Consider the following 17,944-nt stretch of genomic DNA (forward strand, 5'->3'; position numbering starts at 1 on the left):
CTCTCCGGACCGGCGGCCGGGGCGCGAGCTGCGGCCGCCGCAGGTCCGGTCAGGAGGACGCGTGTCCCGCTCCGACGACGAGCAGGCCGTCGCCTTCGAGGCGGAGCGCGGCCGGCTCACCTGGCTCGCCTCGCGGCTGCTCGACGATCACCACGAGGCCGAGGACGCAGTGCAGTCGGCGTGGCTGCGCCTGCACGGCACGACGGCCGCGATCGACAACCTGCCGGCCTGGCTGACGACGGTCACCACCCGGCTCTGCCTCGACCGGCTGCGCGCGCGCATCCCCGAGCCCGCCGAGCTCGTCGAGACCGGCCGAGGCACCGAGGGTGCGGGCCTGGAGCGCGCGGAGGCCGTCGGGCAGGCCCTGCACGTCGTCGTCGAGACCCTGACGCCCAACGAGCGCGTCGCGTTCGTGCTCGCGGACAGCTTCGGCGTCGACTTCGCGACGATCGGCGAGATCCTCGGGCGCAGCGCGGTCTCGGCGCGCAAGCTCGCCTCACGGGCGCGCGCCAAGACCGCGGCCGGACCCGCGGACGGGCCGGTCGCCGACTGGCAGGTGGTCGACGCCTTCATGGCGGCGGCGCGCGGCGGCGACCTCGCGCGCCTGCTGCTGCTGCTGGCGCCGGGCGCGAGCATCCGCGCGGATGCGGACGCGCTCGCCGCGGGGACCCCGGAGCGGATCGACGGTCGCGAGGCCGTGGCCGCCTTCTTCGACGGCAGTGCTCATGCGGCGCTCGCCGCGGTCGTCGACGGGCGGCCGGGCGCCGCCTGGTTCCACCGCGGAGCCCCGCAGGTCGCGTTCGACTTCACCGTTCTCGACGGGCGGGTGGCCGCCGTCGTCTTCCGGGCGGCCCCGGCCGTGCTGGCGTCGATCGTCCGGCGCGAGGGCGCCGCGGTCGACGCGGGCTGACGCGCTCCGGCGTGTCGTGTCACATCGGCGGCTCCCCGGCCGTCGAACAGGAGAGAGGCCCACCCGGGCCCCGACAGAAGGAGCACCCGATGAAGACCATGACCTGCCGCCAGCTCGGCGGACCCTGCGATCACGAGCACCGCGGCGAGACGGCCGACATCGTCATCAACCTGCAGGACCGGCACCTGCGCGACGCGGTGAAGGCCGGCGACGCGGTCCACGAGGAGGCGCGCAACGACATGAAGAACCGCTGGCGCCACCCGGTGCAGTCGATGGGCTGGTACAACGGCGCCAAGCGCACGTTCGCCGAGCTGCCCGAGGGCTGACCCTGCCGGCGCCGGGGGAGACCCGGCGTCAGGCGGGCAGCAGGCCGATGATCACGGCCATCACGAGGATCGTGACGAGCTCGTGCGTGATGTTCAGGATCGTCAGCTTCGCCGGCCGGCCCTCGAAGGCGTCGTGGGTGATCATCCGCGCGGCGGTGAAGCCGACGAAGAGGAACAGCCCGGTGATCACCGAGTTCGCGAACCAGCTGCCGCCGTAGAAGGCGTGCGCGATGTCGACGCAGCCGGCCAGGACGAGCGCGGTGACCAGGCTGACCACGACGGTGACGAGGATCGGGACGACCGCGCTGCGGCTGCTCATCTGCTCCCGGCTGATGCCGGCCAGCCGCATCCAGAGCGTGCCGAAGACCTTCGGGGTGTACCAGATCGAGCCGACGAGCATCGTCGACAGGGTGGCCAGTCCGACCGCCCACGGGTTGATGTCGGGGACCACGGCGGCCGCCTCTCGGTGTCCCGGTCGCGCGGGGATCGCGGCGGCGGCGGGTGCGCTCACCCTAGCGGCGCGCCGGTTCCCGGGGGCGGATCCGCGACCGGACCCGGAACGGGCCCTGGCACCCACGCGGGGCCCGTTTCCCGTCCACTCGCAGTCGGAGCGGCGCGCGAGTGGACGGAGATCGGTCTCCTCTCCAGGCACAGGGCCCGATTCGGGTCCGTTCGCGTGAGGATTGCCTGCTCCGCGGCGGCTCGTGGGATCAACTCCGGCTCGTGGGATCTGCCCCGGCTCGTGGAGTGAGCTCCGGCTCGTGGAGTGAGCTCCGGCTCGTGGAGTGAGCTCCGGCTCGTGGAGTCAGCTCCGGCTCGTGGAATCGTCTCGAGCCGGCGAGCCGAGCCTCGTTCCACGTGCCGGAGGTCCACCCGCAATGGCCTCGGCTCGCAGGAACAGCCTCGGCTCGTGAGAACCGGCGGATCCCACGAGCCGGACCCGGATCCACGTGCCGAACGTCGCGAGCGCCACCGCCGACGCCCAGCTCCGGCTCGCGGAATCAGCTCCGGCTCGTGGGATCCGCCCGATTCAGCGAGCCGGAGCGCGTTCCGCGAGCCGGAGGTCCGTCGCCGACTCGCGCCGCATCGTCACCGCGTCACAGCGCGGGCGCGCGGACCGAGGCGTCAGGAGCCCTGTCCCGATGCTCCACTCGCGGTCCGCGGGTGCCGTCGGGCGAGAAGCCAGCCCGCGCAGAACGCCAGGACGAGCAGCCCGAGCACGATCAGTGCGGCGGCGGTCGCCAGTCCCGGAGTGACGACCATCGTCCCGGGCGAGAACATCGTCTCCGAGAGCGGCGCGTACGCGAACCAGCCGAACGACACCTCGCGCGGAGTGGTCGCCGCGACGACGATCCCGATCACGACGAGCAGCACGCCCGCTGCCGGTAGAAGCCAGCGAATCGTCCTCATGCTCCCTACGGTAGAGGGCGGGCGCGGACCCCAGCGGCTCCGGCTACGGCGAGACCATCCCGCCGTTGACGTTCAGCGTCTCGCCGACCACGTAGCTCGACTCCGCCGACGCGAGGAAGACGTAGGCGGGCGCCTGCTCGGCCGGCTGTGCCGCGCGGCCCATCGGCGCCTCGCTCGAGCCGAACTCGGGCAGGCTCTCCGGGTCGACGCCCGCGGTCACCTGCAGCACCGACCAGGTCGGACCGGGTGCGACGACGTTCACCCGGATGCCCTTCGACGCGAGCTGCTGGGCGAGCCCCTTGGAGAGGTTGTTGATCGCGCCCTTGGTCATCGCGTAGTCGAGGCGGTCGGGCGCGGGCGTGTGCGCCTCGGCCGAGGCGGTGTTGATGATGGTGGAGCCCGCGGGGAGGTGCGGGAGCGCCGCCTTGATGATGCGGAACGGCGCGAAGACGTTGATCGCGAACGTCGTCTCGAACTGCTCGTCGCTGAGCTCGAGGACGTCGTCCTGCCAGACCTGCTTGCCGGCGACGTTCACGACCGTGTCGAGGCCGCCGAGCCCCTGGACGGCCTTCGCGACGAGGTCCCGGCAGTACTGCGCGTCGGTCAGGTCGCCCGGGATCGTCACGGCGGTTCGGCCGGCCGCGCGGATCAGCTCGACGACGTGCTGCGCGTCCTCCTCCTCGTCGGGGAGGTAGGCGAGCGCGATGTCCGCGCCCTCGCGGGCGAAGGCGATCGCGACCGCCGCGCCGATGCCGGAGTCGGCGCCCGTGATCAGCGCGCGGCGCCCGGTGAGGCGGCCGGTGCCGCGGTAGCTGTCCTCGCCGAGGTCCGGGACCGGGGTCATCCGCGACTGGAGGCCGGGCTCGGGCTGCTGCTGCATCGGCGGCGTGACGTTCGGGTACTGCGTGGCGGGGTTGGTGAAGGTGTACTGGTCGGGCATGGGGTCCTCCGGGGTCGTCGAGCGGGCGGGCGCCGTCGTTCCGCGGCATCGGCACTCCTCGACGCTAGCCGCGGCCCGCGTGGCGACGGGGGAGCTTGACGGGCGCCCCGTCCGTCCGGCGGCGACTGCCGTCCACCCCCGGGCGATACCGTCGTAGTCATGCCGTCCCGCCCCGTCTCCGCCGTGAAGCGCCGCCTGGCCATCTCGGCCTTCATGCTCGTCTTCGGCATCGGGATGGCCTCCTGGGTCGTGCGGACCCCGGCGGTCCGCGACCTGCTCGCGGCCTCGACCGCGGAGATGGGCCTCGTCCTGCTGGGCCTCTCGGTCGGCTCGATGAGCGGAGTCCTGTCCTCGGCCGCCGTCGTGCGTCGGCAGGGGGTGCGCTTCACCGTCGTCATCGGCGGCGCCTCCTTCGTCACCGGCATCGCGCTGACCGGCATCTTCGCCGAGCTCTCCACCCCGTTCGGCGTCGCGGCGGGCCTCGCCCTCGTCGGCTTCGGCATCGGCATCTCCGAGATCGCGCTCAACGTGGAGGGCGCCGCGCTCGAGACGCTCACCGGCCGCTCGGTCCTCCCCGCGCTGCACGGCTTCTACAGTCTCGGCACCGTCACCGGCGCGGTCGCGGGCATCGGCCTGACGGCGATCGACTTCCCTGTCGTCTGGCAGCTCGTCGGAGTCGCGGTCGTCGCGCTGGCGCTGCTGCTCACCGTGATCCGCTCCATCCCGGTCGAGACCGGTCGGGTCGAGCGCGCCGTCGCCGGCGCTCCCCGCGAGAAGGTCCGCTCGACGCCGGTCTGGCAGCAGCCGCGCGTGCTGATGCTCGGCCTGATCGTGCTCGCCCTGGCGCTGGCCGAGGGCTCGGCGACGGACTGGCTGCCGCTGCTCATGGTCGACGGCCACGGCGTCTCCGCCACCGTCGGCACCGTGGTGTTCACCGCCTTCGCCGCGGCGATGACCGTCGGCCGCTTCCTCGGCACCCCGCTGCTGGCCCGCTTCGGCAAGGCGACCGTGCTGCTGGCGAGCACCCTCGTCTCGGCGGTCGGGATCGGCATCGTCGTCTTCGCCGACAACGCCGTCGTCGCCGGCGCGGCCGTGGTCCTCTGGGGTCTCGGCGCGGCCCTCGGCTTCCCCGTCACCCTCTCCGCCGCGGGCGAGAGCGAGGACCCGACCTCCGCCGTCGCCGCCGTCGCGACCGCCGGCTACATCGCCTTCCTCGTCGGCCCGCCCCTGCTCGGCTTCCTCGGCGAGCACTTCGGCCTCCGCGGCGCGATGGCCGTCGTCCTCGTGCTGGTCGCCCTCGCCTCGCTCCTCACCTCGGCCGCGAAGCCCCGCGTCCCGCGCGAGCGCGTCCCGGCCTGACCGCCCGCCCTCGGGCGCCGATCACGCAGCGAACCCGGCGCCGATCGAGCGGCCCGCCGAGCGGGCCCGCGCAAGCGGATCGAGGAGCCCGCGCAGCGGGCCCGCCCCCTGCTGATCGACCAGCCCGCCAAGCGGCCCTGCCCATGCTGATCGATCAGCCCGCCAAGCGGCCCTGCCCATGCTGATCGATCAGCCCGTCAAGCGGCCCTGCCCATGCTGATCGAGTAGCCCGCGGAGCGGGCGTATCGAGATCCACCACCGTCAGCACCTGAGTCTGCAGACCCGCCCTGCTGGTGTCGGCGGGTCTCGATGCGCCACTGCAGGGCTACTCGACCAGCAAAGGCTGCGGGCAGCTCTTCCAAGTGGATCCGCCGGCACGCCCGGCCTCAGGACGTCGCGTCCGCGACCACCCAGGGGAACGCCTCGGCCTTCGAGCGGGCGCCCTGGCGGGCCTTCGAGCGGTTCGGCTCCTCGACGTCGGCGAGCAGCCGCTCGGACTGGCGCACCAGCTCGGCGAAGCGCTCGGTGTCGAGCCAGTCGGGGCGCATCGCGAAGACGAGGTCCTCGGTGGCGGTGTTGCCGCTCGCGCCGGGTGCGAACGGGCAGCCGCCCAGCCCGCCGAGCGCGCCGTCGACGACGGTCGCGCCGGCGCGGACGGCGGTCAGCGCGTTGACCACGCCGGCGCCCCAGGTGTCGTGGCCGTGGAAGACGATCTCCCGCGGCGGCGTCTCGGCGGCGACCCGGGAGACGAGCGAGAACACCTGCTCGGGGTGGGCCTGGCCGAGGGTGTCGCAGATGACGACGTCCTCGGCGCCGGCTGCGCGGGGATCGTTCGCGATCGCGAGCACCCGCTCCTCGGGAACCGGGCCCTCGAAGGGGCAGGTGAAGGACGTGGCGATGCAGAGCTGGATGCGTCCGCCGACCGCGTGCGCGAGGGCGACGGCCTCGGGCATCGCTTCGAGGCTCGCCTCGGTGCTCCGCCCGATGTTGGCGCGGTTGTGGGAGTCGGAGGCCGAGAAGCAGTACTGGAAGTTGCGCGCGCCGGCCGCTGCCGCTCGCTCGATGTGGCGCGGGGTGGCCACCCAGACCCAGCAGTGCTCGAGCTCCTCGGCGGTCAGCGCCGCGACGACCTCGAGGGTGTTGGCCATCGGCGGCACGAGATCGCCCCGGGCGAGCGAGCCGATCTCCAGCTCGGGGACGCCCGCCGCGAGGAGCGCCCGGACCAGCTCGACCTTGCGCTCGGTCGAGAGGAGCTTGCCGGTCAGCTGCAGTCCGTCGCGGAGGGTGACGTCGCGCAGCCGGACGGTACGGTCGGCGGCGGTCATCGGGTCTCCTCCTCCGCCGTCGTGTCGTCGATCGGCTTGCGTCCGAGCATCGCCAGGACCTCCTCGGTGTCGTGGCCCAGCGCGGGCGCGAGCGTGCGGATGGGGAGCGAGCGGTCGCCGAGCACCGGGACGATGCCGGGGAAGCCGACGCCCTCGATGATCCCGGCGCCCGTGTCGACGTCGAACTTCTGGATCATGCCGCGGGCCGCGTACTGCTCGTTCGTGCTGATGTCGGCGGCGGTGAGGATCGGGCCCGAGGGCACGCCGCGCTCGTCGAGGATCGCGAGCGCCGCGTCCGAGGTCGTCGTGGCGGTCCAGGCGCCGATCGCGGCGTCGAGCTCGTCGCGGCGGCGCCAGCGACCGTCGTTGGTGAGCAGGTCCGGGTCCTCGGCCAGGTCGGCGCGCTCGATGATCGCCATCAGCCGCTGGAAGATCGCGTCGCCGTTCGCCGCGACGACGATGCTCGAGCCGTCGCCGCAGACGTAGGCGTTCGTCGGCGCGATGCCCTCCATCCGGCCGCCGACCCTCTCCCGCACGATGCCGTGCGCCTGGTAGTCGGGGATCAGCGACTCCATCATCGAGAACATCGCCTCGTTGAGCGCGACGTCGATCACCCGCTCGACCAGCGGTGCCGGGCCGAGTCCGGCGGCGCGGCGGGTCTCGCGCTGGAAGAGCGCCATCATCACCCCGTAGCCGGCGTAGAGGCCGGCGATGGAGTCGCCGATCGAGACGCCGACGCGGACGGGCGGGCGGTCCGGATCGCCGACCAGCTCGCGGAAGCCGCCCATCGCCTCGGCGACCGCCGCGAACCCCGGCCGGCTCGAGAGCGGCCCGGTCTGGCCGAACGCGGAGATGCGGCCGATGACCAGCTCGGGGTTCGCCTCGTTCAGCACGTCCGGCCCGATGCCCCAGCGCTCGAGGGTGCCCGGGCGGAAGTTCTCGAGGACGACATCGCACTCGGCGGCGAGCCCGCGGACGGCGTCGCGGCCCTCCTCCGTGCGGAGGTCCAGCGCGACCGAGCGCTTGCTGCGGTTGAGGGTGTGGAAGAGCATCGACGTCGTCGATCCGGGGTGCAGCCGCCACTTGCGCAGCTCGTCGCCCGTGCCGGGGCGCTCGACCTTGATCACGTCGGCGCCGAAGTCGGCGAGCAGGCGGCCCGCGGTGGGGGCGGCGATGAAGTTGCCCAGCTCGAGCACGCGGACGCCGGCGAGCGGAGCGGGAGAGGGAGTCGGAGCGGAGGGAGGTGCGGTGGTCATCACGGCCTTTCGGTCTCCACGAGCGTGCCACGGATCCCGTGCGCCGTCGCGGTCCGGCGCAGGAGACGCCACTCCTCCCCAACAGTGCGGATCGCGGAGCTCTCCACAGCTCGCTCCCGTGCCCCTCTGCCGTGCGGAAGCGAGCAGTACTTTCCTCCCGATGCAGCTGGACGACCGCCCCCGCGCAGGCCCCATGCCACGTCCCCCGGCGCAGATCCGCTCGGCACCACCCTCCCTCGGAAAGGCACGAACGATGACCCACCCCCACGACGAGCTGCCCCTGCGCATCACCGAGCGCTTCGACCTGCCCGACGGCCGGGTCGTAGTCAGTGCCTGGTCGGCCCGCGATCCCGAGCAGCTGGAGCAGCAGCTCCGCACCCGGGCCGGCCGCGCCGATCCGGAGCGCGAGCCGGGCCGTCGCCTGCACCTCGTGCGCCCGCCGCTCGTGCGCATCGAGGAGCGGATCGACGGCGTCCTCCAGCCGATCGACCCGCTCCAGCGCGCCGCGGTCGACGTCCGCTGGCGCACGGCCCTGACCCGCTCGCGCCGACCGGCCCGGCTGCGCCGACTCGTCGGCCCGCGGGACCTCCCCACGACCGAGCCCCCGTCGGACGTCGCCCGCTGGACCGAGCGGCGCCCGCCGGGGGAGGGCCCGACGGACGAGGACGGAGGGCCGCGCAGCCCGTGACCTTCCGGCTCGGGTGTCGAGGGGTGATGTCGTCGTTCGACGCCTAGCGTCCGCGCCGATGAAGATCAGCGAAAGCGCCGATACCGGTTCCGAGGAGGCCGATCGCGGCGAGGATGATCCACCACGTCGGCTTGTCCTCGGCGGCAGCAGAGAACATGAAGAACGTCCCCATGCTGAACATGATCAGTGAGGACGAGCAGCCGGCCTGATCTTCCTGAGCCGATGCCCCGGCTTTCCGTCTAGCGCCCACGCCGGCGGAAGTCGACGAAAGTGCTGTATCCCGTCAGGAGCAACGTCGTCGCCATGAGGATGTTCCACCACACGGGGCGGTTCTCGGCGGCGGCGATGAAGACGAACACAGTGCCGGTCGTGAAGGCGACGAGCGCAGTAGAAACGCCCGCTTCGCTCTGACGGGTCACAGCAGGCCGCCCTGAGCGCGGCCATGCCGGTCACTTCCCCTGCCGGGTCGCCGATGGCATCGATGATCGCTCACCAGGCTCGACACGACGATGGTCGGATGGATTGTCGACTTCGTTCGCATGACCATTCTGTGCACTCCTTCGTGACGTCATGACCGACGTCTTCGAGCGTGAGAAGACCGTTCGGTATCCGCGCTCTGCGGTTGACGATGAAGAGTAGGAGGGTCGAACGGCTGGTCCGAGTGCGATGGCGCCTGACGGGGCATCCGCCCCGCCCGGCCGTGAAGGCCGAGCGCTCCGGCCCGGAGAGGGGTCTCCTGCGGCGGGTGTGTGTGAGCGCCGCCTCGAAGGACGCGCGATCCGCGCCAGTACGGACGTCTGCCGGTCGTTCGTCCTGCCGGCTCCGCTGGTGGCCAAGTCCTTCTGCGGCGCTGAGCGACCGCCTCGATGCTCATCACCCAATGATGCAACTGGCGCGAGACACAGCATACGGATATGACAACAGGGCTCTGCGGGGAGACACCCCCCCCACGACGGAACCGCCGCCGAACCTCTCCCGGTGGAACGGGAGGAGTTCGACGGCGGCTCCGGAACGGCGTGGCTGCCCGGCGGCCCCGCTCAGCCCTTGACCGCTCCGGACGTCATGCCGGCCACGATCTGGCGGTTGAAGAAGATGTACATCACGAGCGGCGGGATGGTGATGAGCAGCACGTCCATGAAGAGCAGGTTCCAGGAGGACACCGACTGCGAGGAGAAGTTGTAGAGCGTGAGCTGCACGGTCGCGTTGTCGTCGCCGGGCAGGAAGTACAGCGCATAGGTGAAGTCGTTGAACACCGTCACGGCCTGGACGACGATCACCGTCACGATCACCGGCTTCAGCAGCGGCAGCACCACGGTGAAGAACAGCCGGAAGGGGCCGGCCCCGTCGATGGTCGCCGCCTCGTCCAGCTCGCGGGGGATCGTCGAGACGAAGGCGCGGAACAGGAGGATGCAGAAGGAGAGGCCGAACGCGACGTGCACCGCGATCAGGCCGGGCAGCGTCTTGAAGAGCTCGAGGCCCTGCAGCACCCAGATCGTCGGGACGACGGCGGGCGGGATGATCAGGCCGGCCAGGACGAAGCCGTTGACGAGCGGGTTCCACTTCGAGCGGCGGCGCTGGAGGACGTAGCCGACCATCGCGGCGAGGACCACCATCACCGTGACGGAGACGATCGTCAGGATCGCGCTGTTCGCGAAGGCCCGCAGCAGCACGAAGTTCCGCGCCGAGACCACCTCCTGCAGGTTCTCGAGGAACACCCACTGCGTCGGCAGCGTGAAGCCGAGCAGCGACGACTCCTGCTGCGTCTTCGCGGCGGTGAGCACGATGAAGAGGAAGGGGACGATGAAGACGATGACCGCGAGGACGATGGCGAGGATCCCGCCGCCGTAGCGCCAGGTCCGGGAGCCGCGGCCGACGCCGCGCTGGCGCACCTTCGCGCGCAGCGGGTCGTCCTGGAGCGGGGTCGGCGAGAGCGGGGCGGGCGTGAGCGGCGTGGTGGTCACAGCTCCTTGTCCTTCCGGTTGAGCCAGGCCGACAGCGGGAAGATCAGCGCTGCGACGACGAGGAAGAGGATGACGTTGCCGGCGGTCGAGAGGCCGTAGAAGCCGGCCTGGTACTGCTTGTAGATGACCGAGGCGACCACGTCGCTGGTGAAGCCGGGCCCGCCCTTGGTCATCGCCCAGATCAGATCGAACGAGCGCAGCCCGCCGATCAGCGAGAGCAGGATCACCGTCACGGTGGCGGGGCGCAGCAGCGGCAGCGTGATGTGCCGGAAGTTGTGCCAGGCGCCGGCGCCGTCGACGCGGGCGGCCTCGAAGTAGTCCTGCGGGATCGCGACGATGCCGGCGATGTAGATGAGCGTCGCGAGTCCGACGCCCTTCCAGACGTCGACGAGCGCGACCGAGAAGAGCGCCCACTGCGGGTCGGTGAGCCAGCCCGGGCCGGCGAGGCCGATCGTCGCGAGGCCCTGGTTGATCAGGCCGTCGAACGGGTCGAGCAGCACCTTGAAGGTGATGCCGATGCCGATCGTCGACACCAGCACCGGGAAGAACACCACGCTGCGGAGGAAGCCGCGGCCGATGATCTGCGAGCTCAGCAGCACGCCGAGGGCCATGCCGAGCACGATCTTCAGGCCCGAGGTGATCGCCGCGTAGATGAAGGTGTTGACGAAGCCGGTCGTCAGCGCCGGGTCCTGGAAGAACTCGACGAAGTTCTCGAAGCCGATGAAGGTCGAGTCGAAGAGCGTCCAGCGCGTGAGGGAGAAGTAGAGGGAGGCGACCGTCGGGACGAGGAACAGGACCACGTAGAAGACGCCGGCCGGCAGGTAGAACCACGTCGGGTACGGGCTCTTCATGGCCTTGCGTCGTTTCGGCGGCTCGGGGGAGCGGGAGGGTTCGGAGCGCCGGGCCGGGCGCTTCTCCATCGTTGCGGTCATCAGATCTCCGTCGATCGGCCGGGGGAGGGGTGGGAGGGCGGTGCGCCCGGGGGAAGGGGCCGGGAGCGGAGGGGCTGCCTCCGCTCCCGGCCCCCGAGGCTCACCAGCCGTCGAGGCCGAGCTGCTTGGCCTGCTTCGTGACGTCGTCGTCGTACTGCTGAGCACCCTCCGCGGCGGGCGTGATGCCGGAGCCGACAGCGACGGTGATCTGCTCGAGCGCCGGGCCCTTGATCGGCGAGAGGAACTCGAGCGCGAGGCCCGTGTCACCACTGTCGAAGTAGGGCTGCATGTCCGACACGAGGGCGGGCACGTCGTCGGGCAGCGTGCAGCCGTCGATCACGAACGGACCCTGAGGCGCCGCGACCTCGCTCTGGATGTCGCAGCTCTCGGGGGTGACCAGGAAGGCCATCAGCTTCTTGGCGCTCTCGAGCTTCGCACCCTCCGTCGACTTGGGCACGTAGACCGCGTTGGGCTGCCAGACGGTCAGCGGGTTGGAGTCGGCCGACTCGCCGGGCAGCGGGAACAGGCCGACCTTCTGCAGGGAGTCCGGGTAGTTCTGGATCAGCGGGCCGGCCGCGAAGGTCAGCATCGGGTACTGCGCGCCCTCGCCGGTCGCGACCATGCGCACGCCGTCGTCGTAGGTGGCGGAGGCGTAGTCCTCGTTCACGAGACCCGACTCGGCGACCTGCTGCAGGTGCTCGAAGCCGGCCAGCGCCGGCTCGTCGACGTACTTGGCCTCGTTGGCCGTGTACTGCGTCGCCCACTCCGGGTCCTGCTCCAGCACGTTGGCGAAGTCGCCGAGCACGAAGAGCTGCGAGGTCCAGGTGTCGCCGTAGGTCTGGATGATCGGCGCGACATCGCCGGCGGCCTTGATCTTCTCGCTGTTCGCGATGAACTCGTCCCAGGTCTTCGGCACGGTCAGGCCGAGGCTGCTGTACACGTCCTTGTTGTAGAGGACCGCGCCGCCCATCGCCTGGCCGAGCGGGATGCCGTAGAGGTCCGAGTCGGTCGAGACCACGGTGCGGAAGCCCTCGTCGAGCGAGTCGACCCAGGGCTCGTCCGAGAGCGGCGCGAGGTTCTGGTCGGGGTTCAGCGCCTGGAAGAGCGAGCCCGAGTTGTAGGCGAAGACGTCGTTCATCTCGCCGGTGGCGAGGCGCGTCTTGATCAGGTTGTCGCCCTCGCTGCCCTGCGGCCGGGTCTCGATGTCGAGGGTGATTCCGTCGTTCTCCTCCTCGAACTTCGTCTTCAGCGCGTCCCAGAGCTCGACCGTCGCCGTCTGGTTGTCGATGAGCACGCTGAGCGTGGAGCCGTCGGCGGAATCGCCGCCGCCTCCTCCGGTGCTGCAGCCGGTGAGCGCGAGAGCGAGAGCCGCTCCTCCTGCGCCGAGGGCGAGCACTGCTCGCCGGTTCTGTCGGGTCGACATCACTACCTCCATGTAGGGACAACTTCTTCGTTGCGGGGGTGCCCGGGGGCGGCCGACCTGCCTGCCGGGCCGGTGAGAAGGCCGGGCCGCGGGGCGACGCAGGGAGAACCTACGTCCGCGTCGTGAAACGTGTCAACGAAATCGGGCAAATTCGTGGATCGATCTACACGATCGAGGATGAACCGTTACAGTGGCGTTCGCGGAGGCCCCGATCGGGGCGTCGTCACAGCACGGCAGCAACGCAGCACGGCAGCACGGCAGCAGCGACAGCGCGAGGAGGCGATGATGAGCTCGATCGAGACCGGTCCCACCGGCCCCGCGACCATCCAGGACGTCGCGCTGCACGCCGGCGTCTCGCGCGCCGCGGTCTCCAAGGTCATCCGCAACGCCTACGGCGTCAGCGCCTCGATGCGGGGGCGGGTCACCGCCGCGATCGAGGAGCTCGACTACCGGCCGAGCGTCGCGGCGCGGGCGATGCGCGGCGCCAGCTTCACCCTCGGCGTCGAGGTGCCCTCGCTCGACAACGCCTTCTTCAACCGCATCGTCACCGGCGCGAGCACCGCCCTGGAGGGGACCCGCTACCAGCTGGTGGTGGCGCCGGTGCAGAGCGACTTCGGCGACGACGGACTGCGCGCTATCGAGGCGCTGGTCGACCGCCAGGTCGACGGGCTCATCGCCGTCTCGCCCGTGGTCAGCCACGCCTGGCTCGAGCGGCAGTCGACGCGGATCCCGATCGTCATGCTCGGCCGGCACGACGCCTCCGTCGGCTACGACACCGTCACCAACGACGACGTCGCCGGAACCGATCTCCTGATGGACCACCTCTTCGCGCTCGGGCACCGCCGGATCGTGCACCTCACCGAGAGCAGCCAGGTCACCCACCGGCTCGCGGAGGCGCCGCACTTCGTCCGGCGCGTCCGGTACGAGCAGCGGATGCGCGAGGCCGGCCTCGAGAGCGAGACGCGCATCGTGCACGTCGACGCGGCCCGCAGTGACGCCCGGGTCCGCTCGCTCGAGCTGTTCCGCTCACCGGACCGGCCCACCGCGTTGTTCGCGGGCAACGACTCGCTCGCGCTCGGCGCGCTCTGGGCCCGGAGCGACGCCGGACTCGACGCCTCCGAGCTGTCGATCGTCGGCTACGACGACATCGAGATCGCGGCCCACCCCGGGGTGTCGCTGACGACCATCGACCAGCACGGCGAGACCCTCGGCGCCCGCTCGGTCGAGCTGCTGCTCGAGCGGATCGCCGGCCGGACCGAGGCCGTGCACTTCGAGGTCGACCCGGTGCTCCGCGCCCGCGACTCCTCCGCCGCGCTCCGGACCTCCGCACTCACCGCAGACCCCACCCACTCCCGAGACCCCGCCCACTCCTGACCACCCCGACCACTCCTGACAGAAGGACGATGATGACCGACTGGACCGCCCGCTTCACGGCGCCCGCCGCCGCCCTGGACGCCGCCCCGCTGCTCCGCCGCGAGACCGCCCTCGAGACCGGGCACGGCGACGTCGTCTCCGCGACCCTCCGCCTCTCGGCGCTGGGGATCGTCGAGGCCTGGATCGACGGCGAGCCCGTCTCGGACGAGCTCTTCACTCCCGGCTGGACGAGCTACGAGTGGCGCCTGCGCTACTCCGAGCACGACGTCACGAGCCTGATCTCCGGCGACTCCGTGGTGCTCGCGCTCGCGCTCGGCGACGGCTGGTACCGCGGCCGCCTGACCTGGGGCGAGGGCGCCGAGCCCTACGGCACCGAGATCGCCGGCTTCGCCGAGCTGCGGATCACCTTCGCGGACGGCGCCGAGCAGGTCGTCGCGACCGACGACTCCTGGCGCGCCGCGACCGGATCGACGACCGCCGACAGCATCTACGACGGCCAGGACATCGACGCCCGCCTCGAGCCGCAGGGCTGGAGGAGCGCCGGCTTCGACGACTCCGCCTGGACCGCCACCCGCGAGATCGACGTCGACCTCTCGAAGCTCGAGCCCTACATCGCGCCGCCGGTGCGCCGCCTGCGCGAGGTCGCGCCGCAGAAGATCTGGACGAGCCCGTCCGGCCGCACCCTCGTCGACTTCGGTGAGAACCTCGTCGGCTGGCTGCGCGTCGAGGTCACCGGCCCGGAGGGGAGCGTCGTCACGCTGCGCCACGCCGAGGTCCTCGAGGACGACGAGCTGGGCGTGCGCCCGCTGCGCGAGGCGAAGGCCACCGACCGCTTCACCCTCTCGGGCGGCGCGGACGTCTTCGAGCCGACCCTCACCTTCCACGGCTTCCGCTACGCCGAGGTCGAGGGCTGGCCCGGGGACATCGCCGACGGCGCGCTCACCGCGGTCGTCGTCTCCAGCGACCTGCGCCGGATCGGCACCTTCCGCAGCTCCGACGACCTCGTCAACCAGCTGCACGACAACGTCTACCGCGGCATGGTCGGCAACTTCCTCGACGTGCCGACCGACTGCCCGCAGCGCGACGAGCGTCTCGGCTGGACCGGCGACATCGCCGCGTTCGCCTCGACCGCCGTCTACCTCGCCGACGCCGAGGACTTCCTCCGCGACTGGCTCCGCGACCTCGCCCTCGAGCAGGCGCACCACGACGGCGCCGTCCCGTTCGTCGTGCCGGACGTGCTGAAGCGCCGCGCGGCCGAGACCAGCTTCCCTCCGATGGACTCCACCGCGCTGTGGAGCGACGCCGCGGCCTGGGTGCCGTGGGCGGTCTGGGAGGCGTACGGAGACCCGACGGTGCTCGAGGAGTCGTTCGCGTCGATGGCCTCGCACGCCCGCCGGGTGCGCTCGAAGCTCTCCGACTCGGGGGTCTGGGACACCGGCTTCCAGTTCGGCGACTGGCTCGACCCCGACGCGGCGCCCGACAAGCCGGCCGACGCGAAGGCCGACACCGGCGTCGTCGCCACGGCCTGCGCCTACCGCACCGCGCGCATCGTCGCCGAGAGCGCCGCCGTGCTCGGCCGCACCGAGGACGCCCAGGAGTTCACCGCGATGGCGGCGCAGCTGCGCGAGGCCTTCCGCGCGAAGTACGTCGCGGACCAGCGCGTCTTCAGCGACTGCACCACCGTCTACTCCCTCGCGATCGTCTTCGGCCTGCTCGACGACGACGAGCTCGGCTGGGCGGGCGACCGCCTCGCCGAGCTGGTCGCCGAGAGCGGCTACACGATCTCGACGGGCTTCGCGGGCACGCCCTTCATCACCGACGCGCTCTCCTCGACCGGGCACATCGACGCCGCGTACCGCCTGCTGCTGCAGCGCGAGTGCCCGTCGTGGCTGTACCCGGTGACGATGGGCGCGACGACCGTCTGGGAGCGCTGGGACTCGATGCTGCCCGACGGCACCATCAACCCGGGCGAGATGACGAGCTTCAACCACTACGCGCTCGGAGCGGTCGCCGACTGGCTGCACCGCGTCGTCGGCGGCCTCGCGCCGCTGGAGCCCGGCTACTCCCGCCTCCTGGTCGCGCCGCAGCCCGGCACCGACCTCGACTGGGCGGAGTCCACGCTCGAGACCCCGCACGGCCTCGCCTCCGTCCGCTGGGACCGCCGCGGCGACGCGATCGAGCTGGCCGTCACCGTCCCGGAGGGTGCGACCGCCGTCGTCCGCACGGCCGGCACCGAGGACCGCGAGCTCGCCTCGGGCGCGCACACGCTGACGCTCTGAGTGCGAAGGGGGCCGACCTGTCGAGGGTCGGCCCCCTGCGAGTCCGCCGGTGAGATCTCACACGGCCGTGATGTACCTGCGGAGCAGTGCGCTGAACTCCGAAGGCGGGACGTCGGACCCTCTGAGGCTCAGGCGGAGACCCGGCGCGCCGGCGAGTCGGTGCAGTGCGGTCGCCGCGTCCCGTCGCGCTCCGGCGTCTGCGCGGTCTCCGATCCGCCGGCCTCCGATCTCGGCGGGTTCGTTCGAATGCCTGACCTGCAGGAGGTTGAAGAGGTCGATCATGTCGTTCGTGCTTCTGCGGGATTCGTAGGACAGGGCTTTCACGATCAAGGCACGTTCGACTCCCGGGACTCGAGTGCGGAAGGTGAGCGGAGTGTCTCGCGCGTCAGCAGGCGATCTGCGGCCTCGTCGGCGTCGGGACCTCCGCTCCGGCGGAGATCCCAGGCGGCGATGAGCGGGTCGACGGTGCGGCCGTCCGGGTACCACGCGGTCGCCGTCGCCCGGATCGTCCGGTCCCTCGGAACGGTGACCAGGAGAGTGCCCTCTCGCGAATCCGACTCCGTGAAGTCAGCGGGCTCGAGTGGGAGTCCGCGGTCGGCGTAGACGACGGCCAGACGCGGGACTCTCCACGGCTGGAGACGATCGGCGGCGGAGTCGCCGGACAGCAGCGCTGGAACCTCCGTCGTCAGGGCTCGCTCCCCCTGCGCGATCACGGGCCGAAGGGAGTACCAGTACTGGGAGAGCCCGCCCGGGCCCGGGTACTCCGCGAGGAAGTGCCGAAGGAGCGCCTGCGGGTCGCGGGCGGTCCAGCCGTGCTCGGTCCGCTCGGCGAGGAGCGGGTCGGCGCGGAGCAGCTTCGAGATCGACATCTGCGAGACGCCGCACTCCGCCGCGAGCTCCGTCTGCGAGCGTGGCTCGCGGGTCCTGATCAGGGCGCGCAGGAGGGCGAAGCGCGCGTACGGCACACGCAAGGGAACGGCGGGTCGGTCGTCCGTCGCGAACGACAGGTCCTGCCTGCCCAGGATCACCGTGCCGTCGTCCGTGCCGAACAGCGCGAGCTTCGGGTCGTCGAGAGCGAGTCGCCGTGCGATCGCATTCGCTCGCGGCACGACGAATCCGGCCACAGCGCCGTCGGTAGCCCGCTTCGCCTGGTCGCGCATCTCCGAGGCGGTGGGCGGCCGAGGGGTGATCACGAGGCGCACGTGCAGGTCCGCGCCGGACGGCGTAGTGATCCTCAGCTCGCGGAAGCCGGTGATGCGCGTGCTGAGCCCGGCGTCGAGCAGCAGCTCGCTCAGACGTGCGGAGTGGTCGTCGTGGCTCATGTCCTCAGTCTAAAACCATGCGGACTAAATCGTTCGGAAGGTTTTAGAAAACGGCGCGGTTCGTCGCGCGGGTCACGCCGCGACGGCGTCCTCCAGCGGGTCGGTGGGCTCGTCCGGCTCGAAGGAGTCGGGCTCGGCGAGGACCGCGACCGGCGCCAGAGGGGTCTGCGCCGCAGAGTCCACGTCGTCCTCCGCCGGTGCCGCGACGTCCGCCAGGCGCGCCCGCTCGACGGCCGCGATCAACACGGCGAAGGCGACCTCGAGGGTGTCGGTGTCGCGCAGCAGGACGCGCTCGCCGGTCGCGGCGTCCAGGCGCAGCGTGCGGAAGACGGGCTGCGGCAGGTCGTCGGCGAAGGTGATCAGGCCGTGGACGACGCCGGTGCGGCGGGCGCGGGCGATCCAGCGGTTGGAGTGGGTGCGGAGAAGGATCATGACCGGG

Annotated in this window: 18 protein-coding genes; 7 read left to right on the forward strand and 11 right to left on the reverse strand. The window is 71.7% G+C overall.

The features are described from left to right. Positions 1-61: 61 nt before the first annotated feature. Together EDF36_RS09020 and EDF36_RS09025 are read left to right on the forward strand one after the other, a co-directional pair. Entirely contained in the window at positions 62-910 is an 849-nt protein-coding gene (locus EDF36_RS09020) for a sigma factor (RefSeq protein ID WP_123732728.1), read from the forward strand. 89 nt (positions 911-999) lie between these two features. Then, a complete protein-coding gene (locus EDF36_RS09025; protein WP_123732729.1) occupies positions 1,000-1,236 on the forward strand; it encodes a hypothetical protein in 237 nt (78 codons plus the stop codon). 28 nt (positions 1,237-1,264) lie between these two features. Here the strand turns inward: EDF36_RS09025 and EDF36_RS09030 are convergent, their stop codons facing one another. The 3 genes from EDF36_RS09030 to EDF36_RS09040 all read right to left on the reverse strand — a co-directional run bounded on the left by EDF36_RS09030 (position 1,265) and on the right by EDF36_RS09040 (position 3,586). Beyond that, a complete protein-coding gene (locus tag EDF36_RS09030) occupies positions 1,265-1,687 on the reverse strand; it encodes a DUF1761 domain-containing protein (protein WP_123732730.1) in 423 nt (140 codons plus the stop codon). Between the two features lie 674 nt (positions 1,688-2,361). Further along, positions 2,362-2,646 (reverse strand): hypothetical protein, encoded by a 285-nt coding sequence (locus tag EDF36_RS09035; RefSeq protein WP_148060004.1) that lies wholly within the window; start codon positions 2,644-2,646, stop codon positions 2,362-2,364. Positions 2,647-2,689: 43 nt separating this feature from the next. Further along, on the reverse strand, positions 2,690-3,586 hold the full coding sequence (locus EDF36_RS09040; protein ID WP_123732732.1) for an SDR family oxidoreductase: 897 nt from the start codon (positions 3,584-3,586) through the stop codon (positions 2,690-2,692). A gap of 159 nt (positions 3,587-3,745) precedes the next feature. Between EDF36_RS09040 and EDF36_RS09045 the strand changes: the two genes are divergently transcribed. Next, complete coding sequence (locus EDF36_RS09045; protein WP_123732733.1) at positions 3,746-4,945, forward strand: MFS transporter; 1,200 nt, start codon at positions 3,746-3,748, stop codon at positions 4,943-4,945. 386 nt (positions 4,946-5,331) lie between these two features. Here EDF36_RS09045 and EDF36_RS09050 read toward each other — a convergent pair whose 3' ends face one another. Further along, positions 5,332-6,270 (reverse strand): hydroxymethylglutaryl-CoA lyase, encoded by a 939-nt coding sequence (locus tag EDF36_RS09050; protein WP_123732734.1) that lies wholly within the window; start codon positions 6,268-6,270, stop codon positions 5,332-5,334. Continuing rightward, on the reverse strand, positions 6,267-7,526 hold the full coding sequence (locus EDF36_RS09055; protein WP_123732735.1) for a CaiB/BaiF CoA-transferase family protein: 1,260 nt from the start codon (positions 7,524-7,526) through the stop codon (positions 6,267-6,269). The genes EDF36_RS09050 and EDF36_RS09055 overlap by 4 nt, the downstream gene beginning before the upstream one ends. Before the next feature lie 253 nt (positions 7,527-7,779). Between EDF36_RS09055 and EDF36_RS09060 the strand changes: the two genes are divergently transcribed. Then, a complete protein-coding gene (locus tag EDF36_RS09060) occupies positions 7,780-8,214 on the forward strand; it encodes a hypothetical protein (RefSeq protein ID WP_123732736.1) in 435 nt (144 codons plus the stop codon). 58 nt (positions 8,215-8,272) lie between these two features. Beyond that, entirely contained in the window at positions 8,273-8,404 is a 132-nt protein-coding gene (locus EDF36_RS21775) for a hypothetical protein (protein WP_260300639.1), read from the forward strand. A 49-nt stretch (positions 8,405-8,453) separates the two neighbouring features. Here the strand turns inward: EDF36_RS21775 and EDF36_RS09065 are convergent, their stop codons facing one another. The 4 genes from EDF36_RS09065 to EDF36_RS09080 form a co-directional block, all read right to left on the reverse strand. Then, positions 8,454-8,633 carry a hypothetical protein gene (locus EDF36_RS09065; protein ID WP_123705467.1) on the reverse strand — a complete coding sequence of 60 codons (180 nt, stop codon included), beginning with the start codon at positions 8,631-8,633 and terminating at the stop codon, positions 8,454-8,456. 618 nt (positions 8,634-9,251) lie between these two features. Continuing rightward, on the reverse strand, positions 9,252-10,049 hold the full coding sequence (locus EDF36_RS09070) for a carbohydrate ABC transporter permease (protein ID WP_397459896.1): 798 nt from the start codon (positions 10,047-10,049) through the stop codon (positions 9,252-9,254). A gap of 122 nt (positions 10,050-10,171) precedes the next feature. Then, a complete protein-coding gene (locus tag EDF36_RS09075) occupies positions 10,172-11,107 on the reverse strand; it encodes a carbohydrate ABC transporter permease (RefSeq protein ID WP_123705466.1) in 936 nt (311 codons plus the stop codon). A 100-nt stretch (positions 11,108-11,207) separates the two neighbouring features. After that, positions 11,208-12,530, reverse strand: coding sequence for an ABC transporter substrate-binding protein (locus EDF36_RS09080; protein WP_260300640.1), 1,323 nt, complete (start codon positions 12,528-12,530; stop codon positions 11,208-11,210). Positions 12,531-12,815: 285 nt separating this feature from the next. Between EDF36_RS09080 and EDF36_RS09085 the strand changes: the two genes are divergently transcribed. After that, on the forward strand, positions 12,816-13,904 hold the full coding sequence (locus EDF36_RS09085; protein ID WP_123732886.1) for a LacI family DNA-binding transcriptional regulator: 1,089 nt from the start codon (positions 12,816-12,818) through the stop codon (positions 13,902-13,904). Between the two features lie 32 nt (positions 13,905-13,936). Next, complete coding sequence (locus tag EDF36_RS09090) at positions 13,937-16,183, forward strand: alpha-L-rhamnosidase (protein WP_221181629.1); 2,247 nt, start codon at positions 13,937-13,939, stop codon at positions 16,181-16,183. Between the two features lie 326 nt (positions 16,184-16,509). Here EDF36_RS09090 and EDF36_RS09100 read toward each other — a convergent pair whose 3' ends face one another. Together EDF36_RS09100 and EDF36_RS09105 are read right to left on the reverse strand one after the other, a co-directional pair. Then, positions 16,510-17,505 carry a hypothetical protein gene (locus tag EDF36_RS09100; RefSeq protein WP_123732739.1) on the reverse strand — a complete coding sequence of 332 codons (996 nt, stop codon included), beginning with the start codon at positions 17,503-17,505 and terminating at the stop codon, positions 16,510-16,512. 72 nt (positions 17,506-17,577) lie between these two features. Next, the gene (locus EDF36_RS09105; protein WP_123732740.1) at positions 17,578-17,937 is read right to left on the reverse strand and encodes a hypothetical protein; all 360 of its coding nucleotides are present in this window, start codon (positions 17,935-17,937) and stop codon (positions 17,578-17,580) included. Positions 17,938-17,944 lie beyond the last annotated feature (7 nt).

It is taken from the genome of Rathayibacter sp. PhB152 (genome assembly GCF_003751395.1).
Taxonomy (GTDB): domain Bacteria; phylum Actinomycetota; class Actinomycetes; order Actinomycetales; family Microbacteriaceae; genus Rathayibacter; species Rathayibacter festucae.